Source organism: Thermosynechococcus sp. PP555, assembly GCF_031583225.1.
GTDB lineage: Bacteria > Cyanobacteriota > Cyanobacteriia > Thermosynechococcales > Thermosynechococcaceae > Thermosynechococcus.
In genome coordinates this window covers 221,785-244,708 of record NZ_CP134168.1, presented here as the reverse complement: position 1 = coordinate 244,708, position 22,924 = coordinate 221,785, and the positions used below count along the sequence as shown (strand labels likewise).

Below are 22,924 nucleotides of genomic sequence, written 5' to 3'. Positions count from 1 at the left end.
CACCCGTGGGTTATACGCTACCAGTTTTTGCGGCGGCGGCGGCGGTGGCGGCATTGCGTTGCCTTACGGAAGGAACCTGTCCTAAGGAAATCACCCTTGCGCTGCTGCGCCCCAACCGCTGTGAAACCTTTAGGATTGCCCAAGGGGCATGCTTAGATGCCCAACAGGCTTTGGCCATTACCTACAGTGAACCCAGTGATCCCCTTGATCTCACCCGCCATACCCCGATCTGGGCTTGGGTGCGCTGGCAAGACCCTGCAACTGCTCCCAAAATTCACATTGAGGGAGGCTTTGGGGTGGGGCGCGATCGCGCCACGGGCGAGGCAGCTATCTACCGCTATGCCCGCTTGTTGTTAACCACTAACCTGTTGCTCTATTGTCCTAAGGAGCGGGCGATCGCCGTCACGATTCTCCTGCCCCAAGGGCGAGATTTGGCAGAGCGCACCTCGAATGCGGCTTTTGGCATTGTTGAGGGACTCTCCCTACTGGGAACCACTGCCTTAGCCCAACCCCTCACAGCCTCGGAGCAACTGGATCGCTATCGCGAGGACTTAGCCCAGAAGGCAGCAAAATCTCCCATCCTCGTCTTTTGTATTGGCGAGAACGGCCTTCAGGTGGCGCAGCAACTCCAGATTCCCCCTTCCCTGTGTGTAAAAACTGCCAATTGGCTAGGGCCAATGCTGGTGGCCGCTGCTCAACACAAGGTTCAACAGTTGCTCCTCTTGGGCTACCACGGCAAATTAATTAAACTCGCTGGCGGCATTTTCCATACCCATCACCACCTTGCGGATGCTCGCCAAGAAATTCTCACCGCCTTTTGTGCCCTTGCAGGCTTAGACCCAGAGACTCTGCATCAGGTGTGGCAAGCACCAACGGTTGAGGCTGCCCTCAAATTTTTAGCAACAATGGCTCCCCAAGCCTTGCCTGAGATTCTCAGCCACATTGCCAACCGCATTGATGAGCGCGCCATTACCTATATCCATGCCCATTGTGCTGCTCCCATGGGGCGGTCATTACAGGTAGGATGTGCCTTGTTTGGGCGCGATCGCCAAATTGTTGCCATCAGCGAGGCAGGAAACCTAATTTTGACAAGGATTAGGCTATACTAAGTGAAAGACTCAATAAAATGTGTACCAGCACTTATGAATACAAACTGCCATGTTCTTGATCGCGAAGAGGTCATTCGTTTTATCCCGAATGAAGATGATAACTCAAGAATTATTTACAAACACCGTAATACTGATATTACTTATCCAGAAGAATTTCTAAATCTTATTTTTTATTTTTAATGATGCTAGATTGATTCCACCATTAGTTAGAGGTTGCTCAGCAAGAGTTATGATGCTCGATAAGACGGGTTGGCATAAGGGTAGAGTGCGATTAGAAATTGTATTCTATCCCGATGAGGAAAATCCCAATATCAATGTTAGTGATGAACTGAACATTAACGAATATCTATCTCAGAGTTAGGGTTGATCTCATAGAAGCTAAGAAAAGCAGTCTACTAAGGATTGGGGTTTCTAAAGACGGTAAAAGATTGATAGCCAGTATCAATTAAGATATGCTCAAATAGTTCCTCTGCAATCAATTCATCAATAACTTGCTTCACGGGTGAGTTATTATTACCTTCAGCATCATACCAGCCATAGTAATCATGCAAAATAAAGTAGCCACCCGGTCGTAAATACGACGGTACATAATTGAAGACATCCGCTTTGCACCCTTCATAACTGTGATCACCATCAATGAAAATGAGATCAACTAAACCGTCAATCGTGACTTCATCTGAACGGGCATTAATAAAATCAACATAACTTTCAAGGTTTGCTTCAATGATTAACTGCTCAGCTTCCCGAGTTGGAAAAGGATCAATTGAGAGGAGTTGTCGCTTTTTGGGTGATTCGAACTCCCTGTAGTCTATGTCAGGTCGCTGCTTGTGCTGTTGCGGTTCCTGCCAGCAATATCAATAAATCTTAGTGCACTTGCTAAACACAGTGTTGAAAAGCCCTTAAAACGTCCAATTTCAATGATCCGAGTAGCACGAATACTCACCGCCAGAGAAAAAAGTGTCATCCCCAACCCCAGCTCTGAACCACCAGCAACGAGTGCCTTCCGCATCAGGCCAAAAAAATCCCCAAAATAGCCGTCCATTCTTTTCTGGTTATGGGCTAAGGCTTCTGTTGTCATTAGGTACTCTGGACTAAAACTCATGGGAGTATTTCCGGCAGCGACTTCTTGTGGCTCTACCTTATCCTAGCTGAGGTTACAATATAGGATACTGGGAGAGATGGCAGAGTGGTCGAATGCGCTCGACTTGAAATCGAGTGTGGCAGTGATGTCACCGAGGGTTCGAATCCCTCTCTCTCCGTTGGATGAAAAAAGGCAGCTAGAACTGCTCTAGCCGCCGAAACATCACTCTTGGAAACCCTTACAGACCAAGATCTGCCAAAATGTCGGTGGCGTGGGTATCGGTTTTGACGCTGGTATAGACGTGGGAAATAATGCCATTGCCATCAATGACATAGGTAACTCGCTTGGCGTAGCCGCCACCATCCACGTCGTAGGCCTTGATAATGGATTTATCCACATCTGCCAAGAGGGGAAAGGGGAGGTTGTATTTTTCAGTGAACTTTTGGTGCGAGGTTTCGTCGTCGGTACTCACCCCCAAAACGACAATCTCTTTGCCCTGATAGGCGGCATAGTTGTCACGGAAGCTACAGGCCTCTTTGGTGCAGCCGGGGGTGTCATCCTTAGGGTAGAAGTAGAGCACCACAGTTTTGCCCGCAAAGTCGCTGAGGGACACCGTATTGCCATGGGTGTCTTTGGCAGTAAAGGCAGGGGCGGGTGTACCAACGGCTAAAGCCATGGGGGATAACCTCCTAATGTTAAGTTTTATTACGTGCTTGTTCTTTATTTTATCGGCAGATGCCAAAAAGTTAGTAGTGGATGCGGGGGTCAATCCAAGCATTGAGCAAGTCAATGAGAATACTGGCGGCAACCACAATCACGGCAAAGAAAACCACAATGCCCTGTACGGTTGGATAGTCCCGCAGAGCAATGGCCTCGTAGAGTCGCTGACCCAGCCCCGGCCAAGAAAACGTCACCTCTGTCAACACGGCTCCCCCCAAGAGGCTGGCAAGGGTCAGCCCCAAAACCGTGATCACTGGAATCAAGGCATTCTTGAGGGCATGGTGAATGAGAATCCGATGCTCAGGGATACCACGGGCACGGGCGGCTTCCACATAATCGGCCACTAGGGTTTGCTTGAGATTCACCCGCACAATGCGCTCAAAGATACCACTGAGGACGATCGCCAGCGTCAACGCAGGCAGGAGCAAGTAACTAAAAGCAGTTCCCAGTTGGTGGAGATTACCATTCAGGAGCGCATCCAGCAGGTACAGCCCTGTAGGACCTTGGGGGGGTGTTTCCGTGATTGGGTAGCGGGTACCCAAGGGAAGCCAACGCAGATTCACCGCAAAGAGCAGTTGCAAGAGCATCCCCAGCCAAAAGAGGGGCAAGGCATAGGTGATGATGCCAAAGAGACGCCCTCCGATATCCCAAGCAGTGCCAGATTTGACCGCAGCCAGACTGCCAATGAGCACCCCTAAACCAAAGGCGATCGCTAGACTGACGAGGCCTAATTCTGCCGTTGCAGGGAAATGCTGAGCAATGATACTCGTGACGGCTTCCCCTTGACTGGTGAGGGAGGTTCCCAGATCAAATCGCAGGAGTTGCCCTAAGTAAGTCAAGTATTGCTGCCACAGGGGTTGAGCCAAGCCCAATTGTTCTCGCAAGGCTTCCTTGACAGCCACCGGGGCACGGGGACCTAAAATCGCATCCACGGGATCCCCCGGCGTGGCTCGCAGCAGCAAAAAGACGACGGTGACAATCGTCCACAGCATCAGCGGCGCAAGTAAAAGCCGCAGGAGCAGGTACCCCTGCAATGCACGCAGACGAGACATGATCACAGCATCTGGAAATAGCTATTCTTGGGGTGGGTTCGCCGCTCGCTGGCGATCGCGCTCAATCGCGGCCAAAAGACGTTTGGGATAGCTATCCGCTGCAATTTGCAGAATTTGATCGAGGGGCGTATCATTCATAAACTTGGTGGCGGCAGCAATGTACTCACGGTTGGGACAGCGATCGCCCAAGACACAGCCATTGACACAGGCCTCTGCACAATTGATGGTTTCTGGCGTTAGTTCACCCATGGCAGCTCTCCGAGGAATTGCTCAAATTTTAACAGGGGGAAGGTGGCCGACCTGAAAATTGGCCGTGATTCCCCTCGGCTCCTAGGCTAGAATCATACTGGCACTGGAAATGCTGGGCACCCTCAAGGAGGCACAATGCGCAAGAAGTGGCTCACCCTTTTGGTTTTGCTGTTGGGCGTGGTTCCTTTCATTGCCATTTCGGTGATGCCCCTGCTCAGCAGTGCCTTTAGCCCAGCGCAACCCACGCCAAGCCCCGTGACCAGTCCTGCCGCCACTGACAAAGTTGCCGAACTGCAAGCCCAAGAAAAAGGCTACCAACTGGTGCTGGAGCGTGAACCCAACAATGCCACAGCCTTAGAAGGGTTGGTGCTGGCTCGGCTGCAACTGATTCAACTGGGCAAAGGAGAAATTGCTAGCGTCATTGACCCCCTGCGCCGCTTAGCTGCTCAGCGCCCCGAACAAACCGATTATGCGATTCTGCTGGGACAGGCACAGCAGCAAACGGGCGATCGCGAGGGGGCTGCCCAAACCTTTCAAGGGGTTCTGGCCAAATCCCCCGGCAATCTCAATGCCCTGCGGGCTTTAGTGGATCTCTACTTGAAGGAAAATCGCCCCCAAGCGGCCATTGGCCTCATTGAAGAGACCCTGCAAGGGGCAGAGCAAGCCAACAAAGTCCAACCAGGGAGCGTCGATGTCACGGCGGTACAACTTCTCCTTGGCGATGTCTATATGGCGCAAAAACGCTACGATGAGGCGCTGACCCTCTTCCAAAATCTGGGCAAAGAAAACCCCAACGATTTTCGCCCGGTGCTTGCCCAAGCGATGGCACTGACGGAACAGGGGAAAAAGACAGAAGCTGCGCCTCTGTATGCCAAAGCCGTGGAACTTGCACCCGCCAAATATAAAGATGCCATTCAGCAGGCAGCGCAGCAGGTGCAAAAGGAATCTCCAGCAACCCCTGAACCCCCGCCACAGCAATAGAGGCCTAAACTTGCTGTTGCAGTTCCTCTAGGCGAGCCAGTACCTCCTGACTGTGGATCGCGGGATTCACTTTGACAAACCGCTCGCGCAATATCCCCTCAGGATCGATGATGAAACTGTGGCGCAGCGAGACAAACCCCAACCAAGAGCCATAGGCCTTGCTGACGCGGCCATCGGGGTCAGAGAGGAGGGGAAAGGTCAAGCCTTCACTGTCACAGAAATCTTCATGGGAGTCCACGGAGTCGGCACTGACGCCAATGACTTCAGCATTGTGGGCATGAAATTGCTCAATATCCCGCTGAAAGCGTTGGGCTTCGAGGGTACAGCCAGAGGTAAAGTCCTTGGGGTAGAAGTACAGCACCACCCACTTGCCGCGATAATCCTTCAGGGAAATGGGCTGGCCATCGACACTGCTGGGAAGAGAAAAGTCGGGTGCTGGGGCATTGAGGGGCGGCAATTCACCGCCAAGGGCCAAACTTGGAGCAGGGGCGCCAAGAAGCAAAATGATACTCAAAAGGCTAACAAGTAGGGAGCGCAAGCACATAGTTAAATCGCTAAACTGGCCTTAGGAAAGCATCTAGCTGCACTGTACCGTAGTTTTAACGATTTTTCGAGGTTGATGCCGTCACTCCCTCTTGTACAGTTGATGCCCCGCTGGCTGCGCTGGCTGGGTGGTCTGGTTCTAGCGATCGCCCTTGGGGTTGGCTTGTGTCGCTTCATTGCCGAAAGCCTCTGGTTTGATCAACTGGGCTATTTGGCGGTGGTCTGGCAGCGCTGGAGTGTCCAAGCTTTACTGTTTCTGGCGGTTGCGGGGGCATCGGCACTGTTCTATGGCTGGCAGCAACACTGGCTCCTGCGGCAACGCACCGTGACCCTCGATCCCACCCTGACCGCCCAGAGTACCTATCGGGGGCTGGGGCTGTGGCGGCTTTTGTTGTGTGCCAGTGGTCTCATTTGGCTGCTAATTGTTGCTACTTACCACATTGGGGCGATCGCGCTGCAACTGTGGCAACAGCGTTCAGAAATCACCTTTAACAGCCCTCTGCTGCCGCAATTGAGTGTCTGGCGGGTGGCAGAGCTATCACTTCTAGTGGTGCAGAATCCTTGGCTACTCGTGCCGAGCTTGGCGGCATTGGTACTGGGGTTGTGGTTGCCCCTGCGCCTCTTTCAGGGGGTTGCAATTCTCTTGAGCGTTGCCATGGGGGCGATCGCCTGCCTGAGCTGGCCGGTGGTGCTCAAGGGACTGTTTGCCGCCAGTGATCCCCATACGGAACCGCTATTTCGCCATTCCATTAGCTTTTACCTGTTTGAAATCCCCCTGTGGGAACTGTTGCGCCTATGGCTGGTGAACCTCAGTGTTGTCGGCTTAGGGGGAACGGCCTTGGGTTATCTCCTTGCCAATGAAAGTCTCAGTCATGGCAAATTCCTCGGCTTCGTGCGATCGCAACGGCGGCATTTACAGGGCTTAAGTGCCTTTGTCTTTGCCACAGTGGCCTTTAGCTTCTGGCTAGAACGCTACAAACTTCTTTATTCGACCAATGGGGCTGCCTTTGGCGCCGGCTATACCGACGTCACTGTACGCTTACCCCTCTATGGTTGGCTTTCAGCCTCGGCCTTTGGCGTCGCCTGTTTACTGGCTTGGTCAGCAATTCGACGGGGCGGCGAAGGGCAGCGGCGGCTAGGACCGATCGCCCCCGGCCTCTTTGGCTTTACATTGGGCTATTTAGTGGTCATCCTGATTGCCGATTGGCTCCTGCCCACAGCCATTGAAGCGGCCATTGTTCAACCCAATCAACTGCAACGGGAACTCCCCTACATTCAACGCACCATTACCCACACCCGCGAAGGCTTTAACCTTGAAAAAATGCGGGTCGAACCCTTTCAGCCGGAAAATAACCTCAACGCCGAGATCATTGCTGCCAACGCCGCCACCACCCGCAATATCCGCCTTTGGGATACCCGCCCCCTTTTAGAAACGAACCGGCAACTGCAACAACTGCGCTCCTACTATCGGTTTCCAGCGGCCTTTTTGGATCGCTACTATCTCAAACTATCCCCTGAGCAAGACCAATCAGAAATTCGCCAAGTCCTCATTGCCGCTCGCGAAGTGGACTACAGTGCGGTTCAGCGCTTTGCCCGTACTTGGATTAACGAGCACTTGGTCTTTACCCACGGCTATGGCTTCACCATGAGTCCCGTGAATACCGCCGAAGCCAATGGTCTGCCCAAATACTTTGTCCGCGATATTGGCGATACGGGTGAGCTACTGGTCGATCCGCCGCAAATCCGTGAAAGCATTCCCTTTTTCTACCCCCGGATCTACTACGGTGAACTCACCCATACCTATGTCTTTGCCCCTTCGGCGGTTCTAGAGCTGGATTTTCCCCGTGGCGCCGAAAATGTCTATAACCACTACGACGGTACGGGGGGGGTTCCCATTGCCAGTTGGTGGCGGCGCTTGGTCTACGGTGTCTATTTTGGTGACTGGCAACTGCTGTTGACCCCCAATTTACGACCGGACTCACGGGTACTTTTTCGTCGCTTAATTCAAGAGCGGGTGCGGGCGATCGCCCCCTTTTTACGTTTTGACAGTGAACCCTACCTTGTGGTCGCCGATCCACGCTCTGAACAGGACATTGCTGCCAGTCCTAGCGCCACAGGGGTGAGCTATCTCTACTGGATTATTGATGCCTATACCGTCAGTCGCTACTATCCCTATGGCGATCCCGGCGAGCACTCCTTTAACTACATTCGCAACTCTGTCAAAGTGGTGGTGGATGCCTATAACGGCGATGTCACGTTTTATGTGGTGGAACCCGACGATGTCATAATTCGCACGTGGCAGCGGGTTTTTCCAACCCTCTTTCATCCCCTGAGTGCCATGCCCCACCGCCTCTACCGCCACATTCGCTATCCCATTGATTTGATGCAGGTGCAGTCGGAACAACTCCTGAAATACCACATGACGGATCCCGTGGTCTTTTACAACCGCGAAGACCTCTGGCAAATTCCCAAGGAGATTTACCGCGAAAAGCCCCAAGCCGTTGCCCCTTACTATCTGATTACCAAGCTGCCCATTGGCTACACTGAGGAGTTTATTCTGCTTGTTCCTTTTACGCCCGTGAATCGTCCCAACCTCATTGGTTGGCTAGCGGCTCGCTCCGATGGTCAAAACTATGGCAAGCTCCTGCTGTACGTCTTTCCCAAGCAAGAACTGGTCTTTGGCCCTGAACAAATGGAGGCGCGGATCAATCAAGACCCAATGATTTCACAGCAAATTTCCCTCTGGAATCGCCAAGGGTCAAGATCGGTGCAGGGAAATCTCCTCATTATCCCCATCGAGCGATCGCTCCTCTACGTCGAACCCATTTACCTCGAAGCCGATCAAAATCAACTGCCCACCTTGGCACGGGTCATTGTTATGGACAATCAGCGGATTGTGATGGCACCTACCCTAGAGGAGGCTTTGCAAAAACTGTTTCCTGATTAACTTTCATCGCAGAAACGTTGAAAGATAGTTTAATTGGTATTACTTCCGTAATGGGAGCACCTGATTTCTCATCAGCAGTGACAGATTCCATGGTTTCGGAGTGGGCTTTTCCCCTTGGTTGACTAAATGGCGAGAGGAGGGGTCTGTAATAACCAATCGACTACTGGGCTTCGGCCTGTTATTTCACCGTCTGTCTCTTGGAAGCTAGTGCAGGCTGCCAGAATCCGACCCATACTTGTTGCAGAAATGCAGGTAAAAGCGCACCCACTTTCGATACTCAGGCCATTGTTCTGTTTGGGTATTTTGCTTAGATAGCAGGTTAAGTATGGGGTCTCTATGCTGTTTATCGTTACAAATTAAGTCCTTGCATACGTATCTACTATTGCAGTTTAATTACTGTTTAGCTTTCAAAACCACCAATCTGCAGACAGGACTTGATGGCCCGAAAAAAGAAGACCGAGACCAAGCGTCCGATCGCACCCTACGAGCATCGGGACAAAGCGCGCGTCAACAACCCGCCCGTTGGGCTGGTCACGCCCGAAACCGACCCCGACACCGGACAGCAGAAAAAGCGCTACGCCTACGACCCGCACCTCGACCCGCAACTGGTCTGGGCGGGCAAAGCCGAGCATACCTCGTTTGAAGTTCCTACCGTCTCCCTGCACGTCCACGAGCGCATTGACCCGCGCACAATTATCGAGGCGGTGCGCAAGAAAAATGGGCAACAGGAACCGGTGCAACTGGGGTTGTTCGAGGTCGAGCGCCAAGAACCCTTGCACAAGGTCGTCGAGTTCTACCAACACAAGCACGACTGGAGCAACCGCCTCATCGCCGGCGACTCGCTGCTGGTGATGAACTCGCTGCTGGAAAAGGAGGGCATGGCCGGCAAGGTGCAGATGATCTACATTGACCCGCCCTACGGCATCCGCTACGGCTCCAACTTCCAGCCCTTCGTCAACAAACGCGACGTGAAGGACGGCAAGGACGAGGACTTAACTAGCGAGCCGGAGCAGATCCGCGCCTTCCGCGATACTTGGGAGCTGGGCATCCACTCCTACCTCACGTATCTTCGCGACCGGCTGCTTCTGGCGCGGGAACTCTTGACCGAGAGCGGCAGCATCTTCGTGCAGATCAGTGACGAGAACGTGCACCACGTGCGGGAGTTGATGGATGAGGTGTTCGGGGCGGGGAATTTTGTGAGTCAGATTTCGTTCAGAACAAAGATACCGCTTAGAACGACGTTGATTGCGAATGTGCACGATTACTTGTTGTGGTACGCGCGCAGCAAGGGGCGGCTGAAATTTAGGAAGCTATATACTGACAAAGGCATTGGAGATGAAGGGCGCTTCAGCTTGCTTCAAATGCCAGATGGATCCCGCCGATATATGACACGCGAAGAGAAAGGTGGGCAAGCAAGCATACCGAACGGCGCAAGGCCGTATGTTGCGGAGAATTTGAATTCTGCCGGTCGTACCGAAAGCTGCGTGTTCGATTTTGCGTATGAAGGCCGTGTTTTTCGCCCGACGAGAGGCAAAAGCTGGAAGACAAATCTCGAAGGCATGAAAAGTCTTGTTACAGCAAATAGGTTGTTCCCAATCGGTAACAATCTTTATTACGTGCTGTTCCATGAGGATTACCCCGTTCAGGAGATTCCGAACGTTTGGAACGATACGCGAGGGGAGATAGATAAGACTTATGCGGTGCAAACAACAACTACAGTCATCCAACGTTGTCTCCTGATGACCACCGACCCGGGCGACCTGGTGTTCGACCCCACCTGCGGCAGCGGCACGACGGCCTACGTGGCCGAGCAATGGGGCCGGCGCTGGATCACCTGCGACACCTCGCGCGTGGCGCTCACGCTCGCCCGCCAGCGCCTGATGACCGCGGTCTTCGACTACTACGAGCTGGCGCATCCCGAAGAAGGCGTGGGCAGCGGCTTCAAGTACAAGACCGTGCCGCATGTGACGCTCAAGTCCATCGCCAACAACCCGGAGATCGACGGCATCTACGCCCGCATGCATCCGGCCATCGAACAGGCGCTGGCGGACCTCAACGCCGCGCTGCGTCTCCCCTCTCCCCCTGGGAGATGGGCCGGGGGTGAGGGCTATCCCCGTTTCAAGGTCACGCAAGGGGGCCGCGCCGGGCAATTCGTGGATTTTGCCGCGCCGGACAGCGCCACCTTCACTATGCCCGCCGGCCAGGCGGTCAAGGTCAATGAGCTGGTGGAGTGGGAGGTGCCCTTTGAGTTCCCTGCCGACTGGCCGGAAGCGGCTCGCAAGCCCTTTGACGCCTTCCACGCCGCCCGCCGCGCGATGCAAAAGGCCATGGATAAGGCGATCGCCCGCCATGCGTCGCAGGAGACGCTCTACGACCAGCCCTTCGTAGACCGCAAGAAGGTGCGCGTCACTGGCCCGTTCACGGTGGAGGCCGTGCCCGCGCCGGCGGTCAAGTCGCCGGAGGAGATTGCGGTCAAGTCGCCGGAGGAGATTCTCGAAGCCAGATCCCAACCAGCCGACACATCCATCGCCCGCTCGGGCGAGACGCTGCGCCAGGCCGAATGGCGCGACGAACTGCTGCGCGCCGGCATCCGCGGCAAGGCGGGGCAGTACATCCGCTTCGCGCGCCTAGAGCCGCTGCCCGGCTGCCGCTTTTTGCACGCCGACGGCGAGACGCGCCCCAGCGACGAAGGTGCCGATTCGGTGCGCGAGACCGGCCCGGCCGACAGCCCGATGCGCGTGGTGGTCTCCTTTGGTTCCGAGCACGCACCGCTGGAGCAGCGGCAGGTGGCCCAGGCCATCGAAGAAGCGCATACGCTGGTGCCCAGGCCGAAGCTCATCGTCTTCGCCGCCTTCCAGTTCGACCCCGAGGCGGCCAAAGACATTGACGAGACCCACTGGCCAGGGGTGACGCTGCTCAAGGTGCAGATGAACGCCGATCTGCTCACCGACGATCTCAAGAAGAAGCGCGCCAGCAACGACTCCTTCTGGCTCATCGGCCAGCCGGATGTGGAGGTGCGCAAGGAGAAAGACGGCAAGTACGTCGTAGCCGTGCATGGCTTCGACTACTACAACACGAAAACGGGCGGGGTCGAATCGGGCGGGGCGGACAAGATTGCCGTCTGGATGCTGGATACCGACTATGATGGGCGCAGCCTCTACCCGCGTCAAGTCTTCTTCCCGATGGCGGGCGAGGGCGAAGGCTGGGCGAAACTGGCGCGCAATCTCAAGGCCGAGATCGACGAGGAACTGATTGAGGCTTATCGCGGCACGGTGTCGCTGCCATTCGAGCCGGGCGAGCACAAGCGCATCGCGGTCAAGATCGTGGACGACCGGGGGATCGAGAGTTTGAAGATTATGGAGATTGACACATGAAGATCAAATCCGTCCGCATTCGAAACTTCCGCTCGATAAAGGAACAGACTATCGAACTTGATGACTACACGTGCTTCGTCGGAGCCAACGGCTCAGGGAAGTCAAGTGTCCTGCATGCCCTCAACGTCTTCTTTGGTGAATCAGGGATACCCGGTCTCAACACGCGTTCGCTCAGTGAGGAGGATTTCCATGCCAAAAACACAACGGATCCTATCGAGATAACGATCACTTTTACAGACTTCTCAGAGGAAGCTAAGAATGAACTCCAGCATTATGTGCGCCATGATCAATTGGTTGTCTCAGTTGAGGCACAATTTGATCCTGTTGCAAACACAGCCGAAGTAAAGCAGTACGGTCGCCGGATGGTTATCAAGGATTTCGCGCTGTTTTTTGAAGCCGAAAAAGCTGGGAAAAAGGTTGCTGAGCTGAAGGATATATACACCAGGGTGCGAGAGAAGTACCCTGATCTTCCGCATCCTGGCACAAAGGATGCAATGGTCCAAGCACTTCGTGAGTATGAAGAAAAGCACCCGGAATTGTGCGAAGAACTCCCTAGTGCGGACGAGTTCTATGGTGTATCAAAGGGTAAAAACCTTCTCGAGAAATACATCCAGTGGGTGTACGTGCCCGCAGTGAAGGAAGCGGCTAGCGAGCAGAAAGAGTCTAAGGACACAGCCCTAGGGAAGCTTTTGAGCCGCACGGTTCGGTCCAAAGTCAACCTCAAGGAGTCATTTGATCCCATCCGCAAGGAAATGCAGGAGAAGTACAGACAACTCCTTGCCGATAGTCAGGCACAGCTAACCGAAATATCTACAGCTCTGCGAAATCGGCTTGTGCAGTGGGCGCATCAAGACGCAACGCTTCGAGTGCAATGGTACCAGGACCCCGAAAAGGCGGTACGTGTTGATGAGCCTTTTGCTCAGGCCATTCTCGGTGAGGCAGGGTTTGAAGGGGAGCTTACACGTTTCGGGCACGGGCTTCAACGTTCGTTTATTCTCGCACTGCTCCAAGAACTCTCTGACAGAGACGACGCAGATCCACGGCTGATTCTCGCCTGTGAGGAGCCGGAGCTCTATCAGCATCCCCCACAAGCAAGGCATCTTTATAACGTGCTCGTGAAGCTGAGCGAACAGAACTCTCAAATCTTGGTTACAACCCACAGTCCATACTTCATATCAGGTGAGAGATTCGAGAGTGTCCGGATGGTCCGCAAGGTCAATGGTGCTTCGTCTATTACTAGGACCACCCATCAAGAGGTGGCAAATCAAATTGCGGCTGTGAAAGGCCAGCAACCTGTCGAACCGAGCGAGCAGTTGGCAAAGATCCATCAAGCACTCCAGCCTGAGCTCAGCGAAATATTCTTCGCGTCTAGGATCGTATTCGTCGAGGGGCTAGAGGATACTGCATATTTGACCACCTACCTTCACTTGCTCAACCGGTGGGATGAGTTCAGACGACTCGGCTGTCACATTGTCCCCACCGGTGGAAAAAGTCGGATGCTTCAACCTCTCGCGGTAGCCAAGTGCCTGCAGATCCCGACTCTCGCGGTACTGGATTCGGACGGCGACAAGCCGGACAAAAACGGAAGCAGGGAGAAACACCGCAGAAACAACAGCGCAATCCTCAAGTTATGCGGTGTATCTGATCCTGAGCCGTTCCCGACCAGTACGTTCTGGGGGGCCGCTGTAGTCATGTGGTCCTCAGACATCGGGAAGGTGGTTGAGCAAGAGATTGGAAAAGAGAACTGGGATGAGTTTCGATCTAAGGCAGATGCTGAATACGGGTTTGCCGGGAATCTACAGAAGAACGCGTTGCACATTGCATCGAGACTCCAGATAGCTTGGGATGCTGGCAAGAAATCGGATTCTCTCGAGAAGCTTTGCAATAAGATCATGGAGTTTGCTAATAAGAATGAAAATAGAGAGGAAAATTGATGCCCAGCACCACCATTGACCGCCTGATCATCAACTCGCCCTACGAGGAGCCGCAGCGGCACTGGCGTTACGACCGCGAGACGCGTATTTTCGAATTGGTGGAGGGCCGCCGCCCGGCGGGGTACGTGGTGGCGACGCCCGGCTCAAAAGCCTTCGATGACCCGGGCATCTTCGTCGAGATTCCGCTGGTCAACCAGATCCGCCCGCGCGTCAAGGCCTGGCGCGAGGCGGGCTATCCGGGCGTCACCAGCATCACCAAGCGGCTGCTGGAACATTGGACCGACCCCGAAAACTTTGACCGGCGGCGCTTCTTCTTCTGCCAGCTGGAGGCGGTGGAGACGCTCATCTGGCTGACCGAGGCCGCCCCCGCTGAGCGCACCGGCATCGAAATCCCCGGCGATGGCGGCGAGTACATCCGCCAATGCTGCAAGATGGCCACCGGTTCGGGCAAGACCATCGTCATGGCCTTGGTCATCGCTTGGCAGGTCCTGAACAAGGTGGCCAACCCGCAGGATGCCCGTTTCTCCAAAAACGTGCTGGTCATCGCCCCGGGGCTGACGGTCAAAAAGCGTCTGGAAGTGCTTTACCCCGCCGCGGACGGCAATTACTACGAAGCCCTCGACATCGTGCCCTCGTCCTTGCTCGAGAAATTGCGCCAAGGCAAAGTGCTGGTGCGCAACTGGCACGCCCTCGCCTGGGAGAGCGAAGAACAGATCAAGAAACGCAAGTCTGTGGACAAGCGCGGGGTCAAAAGCGACGAGGCCTACACGCGCGAGGTGCTGGGCGAGATGGCCAATGCGCGCAACCTTCTGGTCATCAACGACGAGGCGCACCACGCCTGGCGTGTGAACTGGGAGGCGGAAGGAAAGTATTTGCGGCAGCGGGATCTCAAGGATAGCGCCGCGGAGGCCACGGTGTGGATCGGCGGGCTGGATCGCCTGCACCGCTCGCGGGGCATCCTCAGGTGCTATGATTTTTCCGCTACTCCCTTCACGCCTTCGGGCAAAAAGAGCAGCGAAGAGGCGCTCTTCGACTGGATCGTTAGCGACTTCGGCTTGAATGACGCCATCGAGTCTGGCCTAGTCAAGACCCCGCGCGTGGTGGTGCGCGACGATGCCGTCCCCGATGCCAAAACTTACAAGTCGCGCCTCTATCACATTTACAACGACCCGGACGTGAAAGACGACCTGAACCGCCGCGCCGAACCACACGAACCGCTGCCCGACCTAGTGCTGAACGCCTACTACCTCCTGGGCTACGATTGGCGCGAGACGTGGAAGGCATGGAAGGCGGCCGGGCTGTCCACGCCGCCGGTGATGATCACCGTCTGCAACCGCACCGAGACCGCGGCGCGCGTGAAGCACGCCTTCGATTCGCGGCGCATCCACATCGACGAACTGTGCGACCCAGAGCGCATCCTGCATATCGACTCGAAGGTGCTCGATGAGGCGGAAGCGAAAGAAGAGTTTTTCGTTTCGAGTGGTCAGTTTGTCGAAGATGAAGAAGGGGTCGAGGCAACGGCAGAAAACGCAAAACCAGCAACTCAAAACGCAAAACTCACCAAGGCTCAGCAGGCCGAGCGCTTGCGCCAGATGGTGGACACGGTGGGCAAGGTGGGACAGCCGGGCGAGAGAATCCAAAACGTCATCTCCGTCGGCATGCTCTCCGAGGGCTGGGATGCCAAGACGGTGACGCACATCATGGGACTGCGGGCGTTCACGTCGCAGCTGCTGTGCGAGCAGGTGGTTGGTCGCGGCTTGCGGCGCACTTCGTACGAAGTCAACCCGGAAACGGGGCTGTTCGAGCCGGAATACGTCAACATCTTCGGCGTGCCCTTCACCTTCTTGCCCCACGAAGGCGGCGAGAACGACCCGCCACCGCCGCCCACGCCCAAGACCGCCGTTGAGCCAGACCCGACCAAGGCACAGCTCGAGATCCGCTGGCCGAATGTGGTGCGCATCGAGCGCTTCTTTCAACCGACGCTGACCTTGGACTGGTCGAAGGTGCGACCATTGGAACTGGACGCGGCGCAGACAGCGAAGGTCGCCGAGCTGGCGCCGATCCTCGAAGGCAAGCCAGACGTCACCCGGATCAACCGCATCGAGTTGGAGCGGCTGGCGCGGGAATTCCGCACCCAGCGCATCATATTTGAGACGGTGCGCGATGTCTTTGACCAAATGCAGACCGCTTGGAAAGGCAGCCGCGAAGTATTATTGGCGCAATTGATTCGCATCGTCGAGCAATTCATCCGCTCCGACCGTATTCATATTACGCCACCGCTTTTTTATCAGGACGAATTGCGCCGACGGCTGATCATCACGCTGAACCTGTCGCGGGTGGTGCAGCATATATGGGAGGCGGTTCGGCAGGAGAACACCGATCGCATCGAGCCGGTCTTCGACCGCGATCATCCTATCCGCTCCACAGGCGAGATGCGCACTTGGTACACGGGCAAGCCCTGCGAGCGCACGGAGAAATCCCATATCAACGTCTGCGTCTACGACAGCACATGGGAAGCGTCCGACGCCTTCGCGCTCGATAGCAGTGACGCGGTGGCTGCCTGGGTCAAGAATGACCACCTAGGCTTCGAAGTGCTCTACGTTTATCGCGGTGTGGTGCGCAAGTACCGGCCTGATTTCCTGGTGCGGCTGAAGAACGGTGATCATCTGATTCTAGAAACAAAGGGTCAGGATACGGAGCAGGACAAGGTGAAGCGTCAGTATCTTGCAGAGTGGTGCGAAGCTGTGAACGCGCACGGCGGCTTCGGGCGATGGCGCGCGGAAGTAGCGAAGACGCCCGGTGAGATTCAGGATATAGCTATTCCAATAAAGAATGAGACATTATCCAGCACAATACTTGCGAATCACTTCATCAATCGAACTGTTTGACCCTGCATACCTCCGCGCTCGCTTCAGCGCACTGAAGTCGTGCTCAATCACATTCAAATCAGGAGAGTATTTCGGTAAAAATAACACCGCGTGACCCGCCGCTTTCACCACTGCCTGAATCGCCCCTTTTGGATGAATCGGTGCATTATCCATCATCAACAACGACGGTCTCTTTAACGCCGGCAAACAGTACTGACTCAGCCAGCTCACAAACCCTACCGCATTCAAGTATCCGCAAAACAGCATTGGGGCGATGAAGTCTTTCTGGTGTCTATACCGTCCTGCGACTAAACTCTCTCTTTTCTGACGCTTCCCCGCTCGCTCTCCATCAATTCGTTGGCCTCGCGCTGACCACCCATACTCAGACTCCACTCGATCGCTGGGCACGGTCGATTAAACGGTCATCGGGATGGGTAGCAACATCCGCTGCTAAGGCCGCCCAATCCAGTTTCCAAGGACGACGGGGGACAACCGTGGGCGCTAAGTCCTCTCGCTTCAGCCAGCGATGGATGGTGGCGCGACTGACCTGAAAAATTTGAGTCGCTTCACTGATTTTGCCACCTTGCTTGATATAGGAGACAACCCGCTCTCGTAAGTCCAAGCTATAGCTCATATTCTTGAGTAACATTCATGACGCTTTGAGTATAGCCTATCCCTCTTGAAAATATCTCACTCCCTTTCGAAATAGCTATATCTACCTGAACAGCCGTTTCCTATTCGGGTCAATATCTTGATAGGACGTAACTTTACGCCATAGCCAGACTTTACGCCATAGCCAGACTACTGTTTCTCGTCATCCTTGTGAAAACGGCTGTTATTCCTGACTGATTGAGCCGATAAAACAAGGCTCTCATACTGTTTAAGCTGGCGTCCAAAATGTACGTCAGCCAGATTTTGAAGAGCAGTTGTGAGTTCAGGACGGGATAGTCGCAAGGGCTGAGGCGCCTGAGAATAGACTTGACAATAGCTCCAAAAGATGCCATAGTAAATTGACTGTTTTTTAATCTTTTAAGGGAAGAATACAATATTTCTTCTCTTTTTCCTACCTCTTCAAACTGTTGTTCAATACTTCTGCAAAGGAATAAGCCAATCATTTTACCTTTGGAGAGAACGTTGCCTATTGACTGATAAACTTGATAGTCTCCTGAAGATTGATTTCAAAATATGGCTTATCTTTTTGGAGTGCATCTGTGAAGGTCGTTGTCGTTGGCAGTGGTGGTCGAGAGCACGCGATCGCTTGGAAATTACTCGATTCTCCTCGCGTGACACAGGTCTATTGTCTGCCGGGGAATGGGGGCACAGCCAGCCTGGAGCGGTGTGAGAATGTGGCCATTGCAGCCACCGACCTCACGGGTATTGGTGAATTTGCCAAAGAGAATAACGTTGATTTAGTGGTTGTCGGGCCAGAGGTTCCCTTGGCAGTGGGTTTGGCCGATCACCTACAGGCGTTGAACATCCCTGTGTTTGGGCCGGTCAAGGCCGGCGCACAAATTGAAGCCAGTAAAGCTTGGGCAAAGGCGCTCATGCAGGCGGCTCAGATTCCTACGGCCAAAGCAGCAGTGTTTGACAATTATGAGGCGGCCTCTCGTTATGTTCAAGCCCAAGGGGCACCCATTGTCATTAAGGCCGATGGTTTAGCGGCAGGTAAAGGAGTGACGGTAGCGGCCACCGAAGGGGAGGCGATCGCTGCCCTCGAGCGGATTTTTGGGGGTGAATTTGGCGCCGCTGGTCAACAGGTGGTCATTGAATCAGTACTAGAGGGGCAAGAGGTCTCCGTACTCGCCGTTACGGATGGCAAAACCATTCTGCCGCTGCTGCCCGCCCAAGACCACAAGCGCATTGGCGAAGGGGACACAGGTCCAAATACTGGAGGAATGGGGGTCTATGCCCCTGTCCCTTGGGTGACACCAGAGTTAATGCAACGAATTCAACAGACGATTCTTGAACCTGCCCTTGGGGCGTTGCAGGATCGGGGAATCCACTACTGTGGGGTGCTCTATGCCGGTCTGATGGTGACGTCCGCAGGGGATCCCTACGTGGTGGAATTTAACTGTCGCTTTGGTGATCCTGAAACCCAAGTCGTCCTCCCCCTCTTGGAAACCCCTCTGATTGAGGTGCTCTTGGCCTGTGTCGAGAGACGCTTAGCCAGTTTGGGAGCGTTGCAATGGCGCAATGAGGTAGCTCTATCCGTCGTGATGGCGGCGGGGGGCTATCCGGGGAGTTACCGCAAGGGGGATGTGATTCAGGGTATTCCCGCAGCGATCGCCCAAGGGGTTCTCGTTTTCCATGCTGGAACGCGCTGGCAAGAGGGGCAATGGTACACCAATGGCGGTCGGGTATTGAACATTACCGCTTTGGCTCCTGATTTTGCCACGGCTCAAGCCAAGGCCTATGCGGGCGTCAGCGCCATTGAATTTGCCGACTGCTACTATCGTCGTGACATTGGCTACCGTATTCTGGAATCATCGGCTCACAAAGGTGAATACCATCCATGACCCTCCTCCCCCCAAAAACTAACCCATTACGCTGTTTAACTGGTGCGCTGATTGCTGGCACGCTTGGGATTCTCCTTTATCGGCTAACAGGGGCGATCGCCTACGTCTTTGCCACTCACGCAGTGAGCTACCACAATCAACTGGTTTATAGCTTGGCCGTGGCCGTGCGCACCCTTGTGGTGGGCTTGTGTACCCTCGCAACGGGGGTCTTTAGCATTATTGCCGTGGGTCTGGTGGCGCTGACGCTGCAACTGCTTTGGGAACGCTGGGTACAACGGGAGCAGGCTTAACCGTCGCTAATTTTGCCATCTTCGATTTTGGTGATGCGATCGGCAATGGCTGTAATCCGTGGATCATGGGTAACAATCAACACTGTGCAGCCTTTTTGCTTTGCTAGCTTGTAGAGAATTTTGATCACCTGTTGGCCATTTTGGGAATCCAGGGAAGCCGTCGGTTCATCAGCAAAAATAATCTGCGGCTCACCCGCTAGGGCACGGGCAATGGCCACTCGCTGTTTCTGACCCCCAGAAAGATTTGCGGGCACAAAGTCGAGGCGATGACCCAACCCCACTTCCTCTAGACGGGCTGCCGCCTGTTCCTTGGCCTGTTTGCCTTTGATTCCCTTGAGATTGAGCGCCAGTTCCACATTTTCCAGCGCGGTCAAGGCGGGGAAAAGATTAAAACTCTGAAAGACAAAGCCAATATTTTGCAAGCGAAATTTCGCCAGTGCAGCCTTGGACAGTTGCGTAATCTCTTGGCCTAAGACAACCACTTGGCCACTGGTGGGGGCAAGAATGCCAGCCAAAATCGAGAGCAGGGTGGTTTTCCCTGACCCCGAAGGTCCCATTAGCAGATGGATATGACCGCGCTGGATTTGCAGGTTAATGCCCTGAAGAACAGGGGTCTCGTCATGGCCAGAACGATAAACTTTAGTCAGATTGGTGGTGGCGATCGCCAGCCCAGTTGTTGTCACAGTGGCAAGTCTCATCAGTCATTGATTAGCCGAATTAGCTACTGGTGGCACTAGCAAAGCGGATTTTCAGGTAGTCCGCCTCCATTTTCGCGCCCACCGGTTGCAGTGCTGCTAATCCTTGGGGGAGCACCATATTACGACGATGGTTACCAATGCGGATATTCAACTCATCTGCCGTCTTGTTCAGTTCAATTTTTTCCTTGGGTACCCCCGGTAGATAGAGTTCAAGGCTGTACTGGCCATCACTGGGCACCACCCGAATCGTTTGCTCTTGGTAATAAACCTGAGCTGGATCTTCATCAGCGTAGAGGGTCTCCTTCAGGCGGTGCAGTGCCGCCAAACCACAGAGTTCCTCAGCAAACAGGGGCACTTCCTTCACCGGTAGCGGGCGGAAATTGTCGTGAATTTCTTGACGGTATTGCTGCTGCATTTCTTTCCAGCGGGCAAAGAAGGGATCCTGTACCGTGTTCGGCAGAATACGGTTTGCAATGACTAAGTCGGTGGCCACGTTATAGAGGCTAAGATAGGCATGGGCGCGCAGCGACTCCTTAATCACCATCTTTTCTGGATTGGTGACCAAGCGCACTGAGGTTTGCGTGTTGTCGGTGAGGACTTTTTCGAGGGCTTCAATCTGCTCATAGAATTCATAGGGCGCATCCATCACCTCTTGATCGGGCAAAGAGAACCCCACCAAGGGCTTGAAAATTGGCTCCACAATCGGTCGCAAGGCCACGGACATCCGCTGTAGGGGTTTATAGAAGCGGCGCATGTACCAGCCGCTCACCTCGGGTAGACTCAACAGCCGCAGTGCCGTACCTGTGGGGGCAGAGTCAATAATTAAGACATCGTATTGGCCTTCGTCATAGTGGCGTTTCATGCGCACAAGGGCAAAAATTTCATCCATCCCCGGCAAAATCGCCAATTCTTCAGCTTGAACGCCCTCTAGCCCGCGCGCCTGCAAGACTTGGGTAATGTAGCGCTTCACCGCACCCCAGTTGTCCTCCAGTTCCATGAGGGCATCGAGTTCCGCTCCCCAGAGATTTTCGGCGACGGGCACAGGGACATGCCCCAATTCAAGGTCAAAACTATCAGCAAGGGAGTGGGCGGGATCGGTGCTCAGCACCAGCGTTTTGTACCCCAACTCAGCACAGCGTAACCCCGTTGCTGCCGCCACTGAGGTTTTACCAACGCCACCTTTGCCAGTCATTAAAATTACGCGCATGGGAAGGCCCTGCCCTAAACACGGTTGCTTAAAATATCTTAACCCTTGAGCTTGTCCTCAGGGGGGGGCGATCGCTCGCAATCAATGGAAATAAAATCATTAAGAAAAATAAATAAATACAACTGCTTATTTAGCTTTATTAACAATAATTTAGGTCTCTCCCCGATCCCTTGGGGCAAATATTAAGTTAATGCTTAAGCCCTTGCAGTTTATAACTGTTTTCAAGGGTTTGTAACGGGAAATATATTTGGACTTATCACGACTATGACCACAACTCTCCAACGTCGCGAAAGCGCGAATTTGTGGGAGCGGTTTTGTAACTGGGTGACCAGCACCGATAACCGCCTCTATGTGGGCTGGTTCGGTGTGATTATGATCCCCACCCTGCTGGCCGCAACCATTTGCTTTGTGATTGCTTTCATCGCTGCTCCCCCTGTGGACATCGATGGCATTCGTGAGCCTGTTTCTGGCTCCTTGCTCTATGGCAACAACATCATCACTGGTGCAGTGGTGCCCACCAGCAACGCCATTGGCTTGCACTTCTACCCCATTTGGGAAGCTGCTTCCCTCGATGAGTGGCTCTACAACGGTGGCCCCTACCAGTTGATTGTCTTCCACTTCCTGTTGGGTGCCTCCTGCTACATGGGGCGCCAGTGGGAACTCAGCTACCGCCTCGGTATGCGGCCTTGGATTTGCGTGGCCTACTCCGCTCCCTTGGCCTCTGCCTTTGCGGTCTTCTTGATCTACCCCATTGGTCAAGGCAGCTTCTCTGACGGGATGCCCCTCGGTATCTCCGGTACCTTCAACTTCATGATTGTGTTCCAAGCTGAGCACAACATCCTAATGCACCCCTTCCACCAATTGGGTGTGGCCGGTGTCTTTGGTGGCGCACTGTTCTCCGCCATGCACGGTTCTCTGGTGACCTCCAGCTTGATCCGTGAAACCACCGAAACGGAATCCACCAACTACGGCTACAAATTCGGTCAAGAGGAAGAAACCTACAACATCGTGGCTGCCCACGGTTACTTTGGTCGCTTGATCTTCCAATACGCCAGCTTCAACAACAGCCGTGCGCTGCACTTCTTCCTCGCCGCTTGGCCGGTGGTCGGGGTTTGGTTCACCGCTCTGGGTATCAGCACGATGGCCTTCAACCTCAACGGGTTTAACTTCAACCACTCGGTCATTGATGCCAAGGGCAACGTGATCAACACCTGGGCTGACATCATCAACCGTGCCAACTTGGGTATGGAAGTGATGCACGAGCGTAATGCTCACAACTTCCCCCTCGACTTGGCTAGCGCTGAATCTGCTCCTGTGGCCATGATTGCTCCCAGCATCAACAGCTAAGCAACACTC

General features: G+C 54.3%; 17 protein-coding genes, 1 tRNA gene and 2 pseudogenes. 10 read left to right on the top strand and 10 right to left on the bottom strand.

What is annotated here, in order from left to right:
- Nucleotides 1-5 precede the first annotated feature (5 nt).
- A complete protein-coding gene (gene cbiD / locus RHH27_RS01105; protein ID WP_302678625.1) occupies nt 6-1,109 on the top strand; it encodes a cobalt-precorrin-5B (C(1))-methyltransferase CbiD in 1,104 nt (367 codons plus the stop codon).
- 395 nt (nt 1,110-1,504) lie between these two features.
- Here the strand turns inward: cbiD and RHH27_RS01100 are convergent, their stop codons facing one another.
- The 3 genes and pseudogenes from RHH27_RS01100 to RHH27_RS01090 form a co-directional block, all read right to left on the bottom strand.
- Nucleotides 1,505-1,660 carry a hypothetical protein gene (locus tag RHH27_RS01100; protein WP_302678624.1) on the bottom strand — a complete coding sequence of 52 codons (156 nt, stop codon included), beginning with the start codon at nt 1,658-1,660 and terminating at the stop codon, nt 1,505-1,507.
- A 48-nt stretch (nt 1,661-1,708) separates the two neighbouring features.
- Nucleotides 1,709-1,834, bottom strand: a pseudogene (locus RHH27_RS13345) (hypothetical protein); the annotation flags it as partial.
- 83 nt (nt 1,835-1,917) lie between these two features.
- On the bottom strand, nt 1,918-2,187 hold the full coding sequence (locus tag RHH27_RS01090) for a hypothetical protein (RefSeq protein ID WP_302678623.1): 270 nt from the start codon (nt 2,185-2,187) through the stop codon (nt 1,918-1,920).
- A gap of 94 nt (nt 2,188-2,281) precedes the next feature.
- Between RHH27_RS01090 and RHH27_RS01085 the strand changes: the two genes are divergently transcribed.
- Nucleotides 2,282-2,368, top strand: a tRNA-Ser gene (locus tag RHH27_RS01085).
- Between the two features lie 60 nt (nt 2,369-2,428).
- On the opposite strand, the gene RHH27_RS01080 is transcribed toward RHH27_RS01085, so the two are convergent.
- The 3 genes from RHH27_RS01080 to RHH27_RS01070 all read right to left on the bottom strand — a co-directional run bounded on the left by RHH27_RS01080 (nt 2,429) and on the right by RHH27_RS01070 (nt 4,211).
- Nucleotides 2,429-2,866 carry a peroxiredoxin gene (locus tag RHH27_RS01080; protein ID WP_206200694.1) on the bottom strand — a complete coding sequence of 146 codons (438 nt, stop codon included), beginning with the start codon at nt 2,864-2,866 and terminating at the stop codon, nt 2,429-2,431.
- Nucleotides 2,867-2,936: 70 nt separating this feature from the next.
- Entirely contained in the window at nt 2,937-3,962 is a 1,026-nt protein-coding gene (locus RHH27_RS01075; protein WP_206200693.1) for an ABC transporter permease, read from the bottom strand.
- Nucleotides 3,963-3,983: 21 nt separating this feature from the next.
- Nucleotides 3,984-4,211, bottom strand: coding sequence for a hypothetical protein (locus RHH27_RS01070; RefSeq protein ID WP_206200692.1), 228 nt, complete (start codon nt 4,209-4,211; stop codon nt 3,984-3,986).
- 135 nt (nt 4,212-4,346) lie between these two features.
- Between RHH27_RS01070 and RHH27_RS01065 the strand changes: the two genes are divergently transcribed.
- The gene (locus RHH27_RS01065; RefSeq protein WP_206200691.1) at nt 4,347-5,192 is read left to right on the top strand and encodes a lipopolysaccharide assembly protein LapB; all 846 of its coding nucleotides are present in this window, start codon (nt 4,347-4,349) and stop codon (nt 5,190-5,192) included.
- Nucleotides 5,193-5,196: 4 nt separating this feature from the next.
- On the opposite strand, the gene RHH27_RS01060 is transcribed toward RHH27_RS01065, so the two are convergent.
- On the bottom strand, nt 5,197-5,736 hold the full coding sequence (locus RHH27_RS01060) for a peroxiredoxin (RefSeq protein ID WP_302678622.1): 540 nt from the start codon (nt 5,734-5,736) through the stop codon (nt 5,197-5,199).
- A gap of 102 nt (nt 5,737-5,838) precedes the next feature.
- On the opposite strand from RHH27_RS01060, the gene RHH27_RS01055 reads away from it, so the two are divergent.
- From RHH27_RS01055 to RHH27_RS01040, 4 genes are all read left to right on the top strand, one after another.
- Nucleotides 5,839-8,682, top strand: coding sequence for a UPF0182 family protein (locus RHH27_RS01055; protein WP_302678621.1), 2,844 nt, complete (start codon nt 5,839-5,841; stop codon nt 8,680-8,682).
- A 437-nt stretch (nt 8,683-9,119) separates the two neighbouring features.
- The gene (locus tag RHH27_RS01050; protein WP_302678620.1) at nt 9,120-12,056 is read left to right on the top strand and encodes a site-specific DNA-methyltransferase; all 2,937 of its coding nucleotides are present in this window, start codon (nt 9,120-9,122) and stop codon (nt 12,054-12,056) included.
- On the top strand, nt 12,053-13,990 hold the full coding sequence (locus tag RHH27_RS01045; protein ID WP_302678619.1) for an ATP-dependent endonuclease: 1,938 nt from the start codon (nt 12,053-12,055) through the stop codon (nt 13,988-13,990). Before RHH27_RS01050 ends, RHH27_RS01045 begins: the two co-directional genes overlap by 4 nt.
- Nucleotides 13,990-16,878: a BPTD_3080 family restriction endonuclease gene (locus RHH27_RS01040; protein WP_302678618.1), complete on the top strand. Its 2,889-nt coding sequence runs from the start codon at nt 13,990-13,992 to the stop codon at nt 16,876-16,878. Before RHH27_RS01045 ends, RHH27_RS01040 begins: the two co-directional genes overlap by 1 nt.
- Here RHH27_RS01040 and RHH27_RS01035 read toward each other — a convergent pair.
- Nucleotides 16,831-17,491: pseudogene (locus tag RHH27_RS01035) on the bottom strand (IS630 transposase-related protein). The gene RHH27_RS01040 and the pseudogene RHH27_RS01035 sit on opposite strands and share 48 nt — an antisense overlap.
- Before the next feature lie 577 nt (nt 17,492-18,068).
- On the opposite strand from RHH27_RS01035, the gene purD reads away from it, so the two are divergent.
- On the top strand, nt 18,069-19,373 hold the full coding sequence (gene purD / locus RHH27_RS01025) for a phosphoribosylamine--glycine ligase (protein WP_302678617.1): 1,305 nt from the start codon (nt 18,069-18,071) through the stop codon (nt 19,371-19,373).
- Nucleotides 19,370-19,663: a DUF3082 domain-containing protein gene (locus RHH27_RS01020; RefSeq protein ID WP_206200680.1), complete on the top strand. Its 294-nt coding sequence runs from the start codon at nt 19,370-19,372 to the stop codon at nt 19,661-19,663. Before purD ends, RHH27_RS01020 begins: the two co-directional genes overlap by 4 nt.
- Here RHH27_RS01020 and RHH27_RS01015 read toward each other — a convergent pair.
- Nucleotides 19,660-20,361, bottom strand: coding sequence for an ABC transporter ATP-binding protein (locus RHH27_RS01015; protein ID WP_315862896.1), 702 nt, complete (start codon nt 20,359-20,361; stop codon nt 19,660-19,662). The two genes, RHH27_RS01020 and RHH27_RS01015, sit on opposite strands and share 4 nt — an antisense overlap.
- A gap of 19 nt (nt 20,362-20,380) precedes the next feature.
- On the bottom strand, nt 20,381-21,568 hold the full coding sequence (locus tag RHH27_RS01010) for a TRC40/GET3/ArsA family transport-energizing ATPase (protein ID WP_206200678.1): 1,188 nt from the start codon (nt 21,566-21,568) through the stop codon (nt 20,381-20,383).
- A 264-nt stretch (nt 21,569-21,832) separates the two neighbouring features.
- Here RHH27_RS01010 and psbA point away from each other — a divergent pair, with 264 nt between their 5' ends.
- A complete protein-coding gene (psbA, locus tag RHH27_RS01005) occupies nt 21,833-22,915 on the top strand; it encodes a photosystem II q(b) protein (RefSeq protein WP_206200677.1) in 1,083 nt (360 codons plus the stop codon).
- Nucleotides 22,916-22,924: the final 9 nt, after the last annotated feature.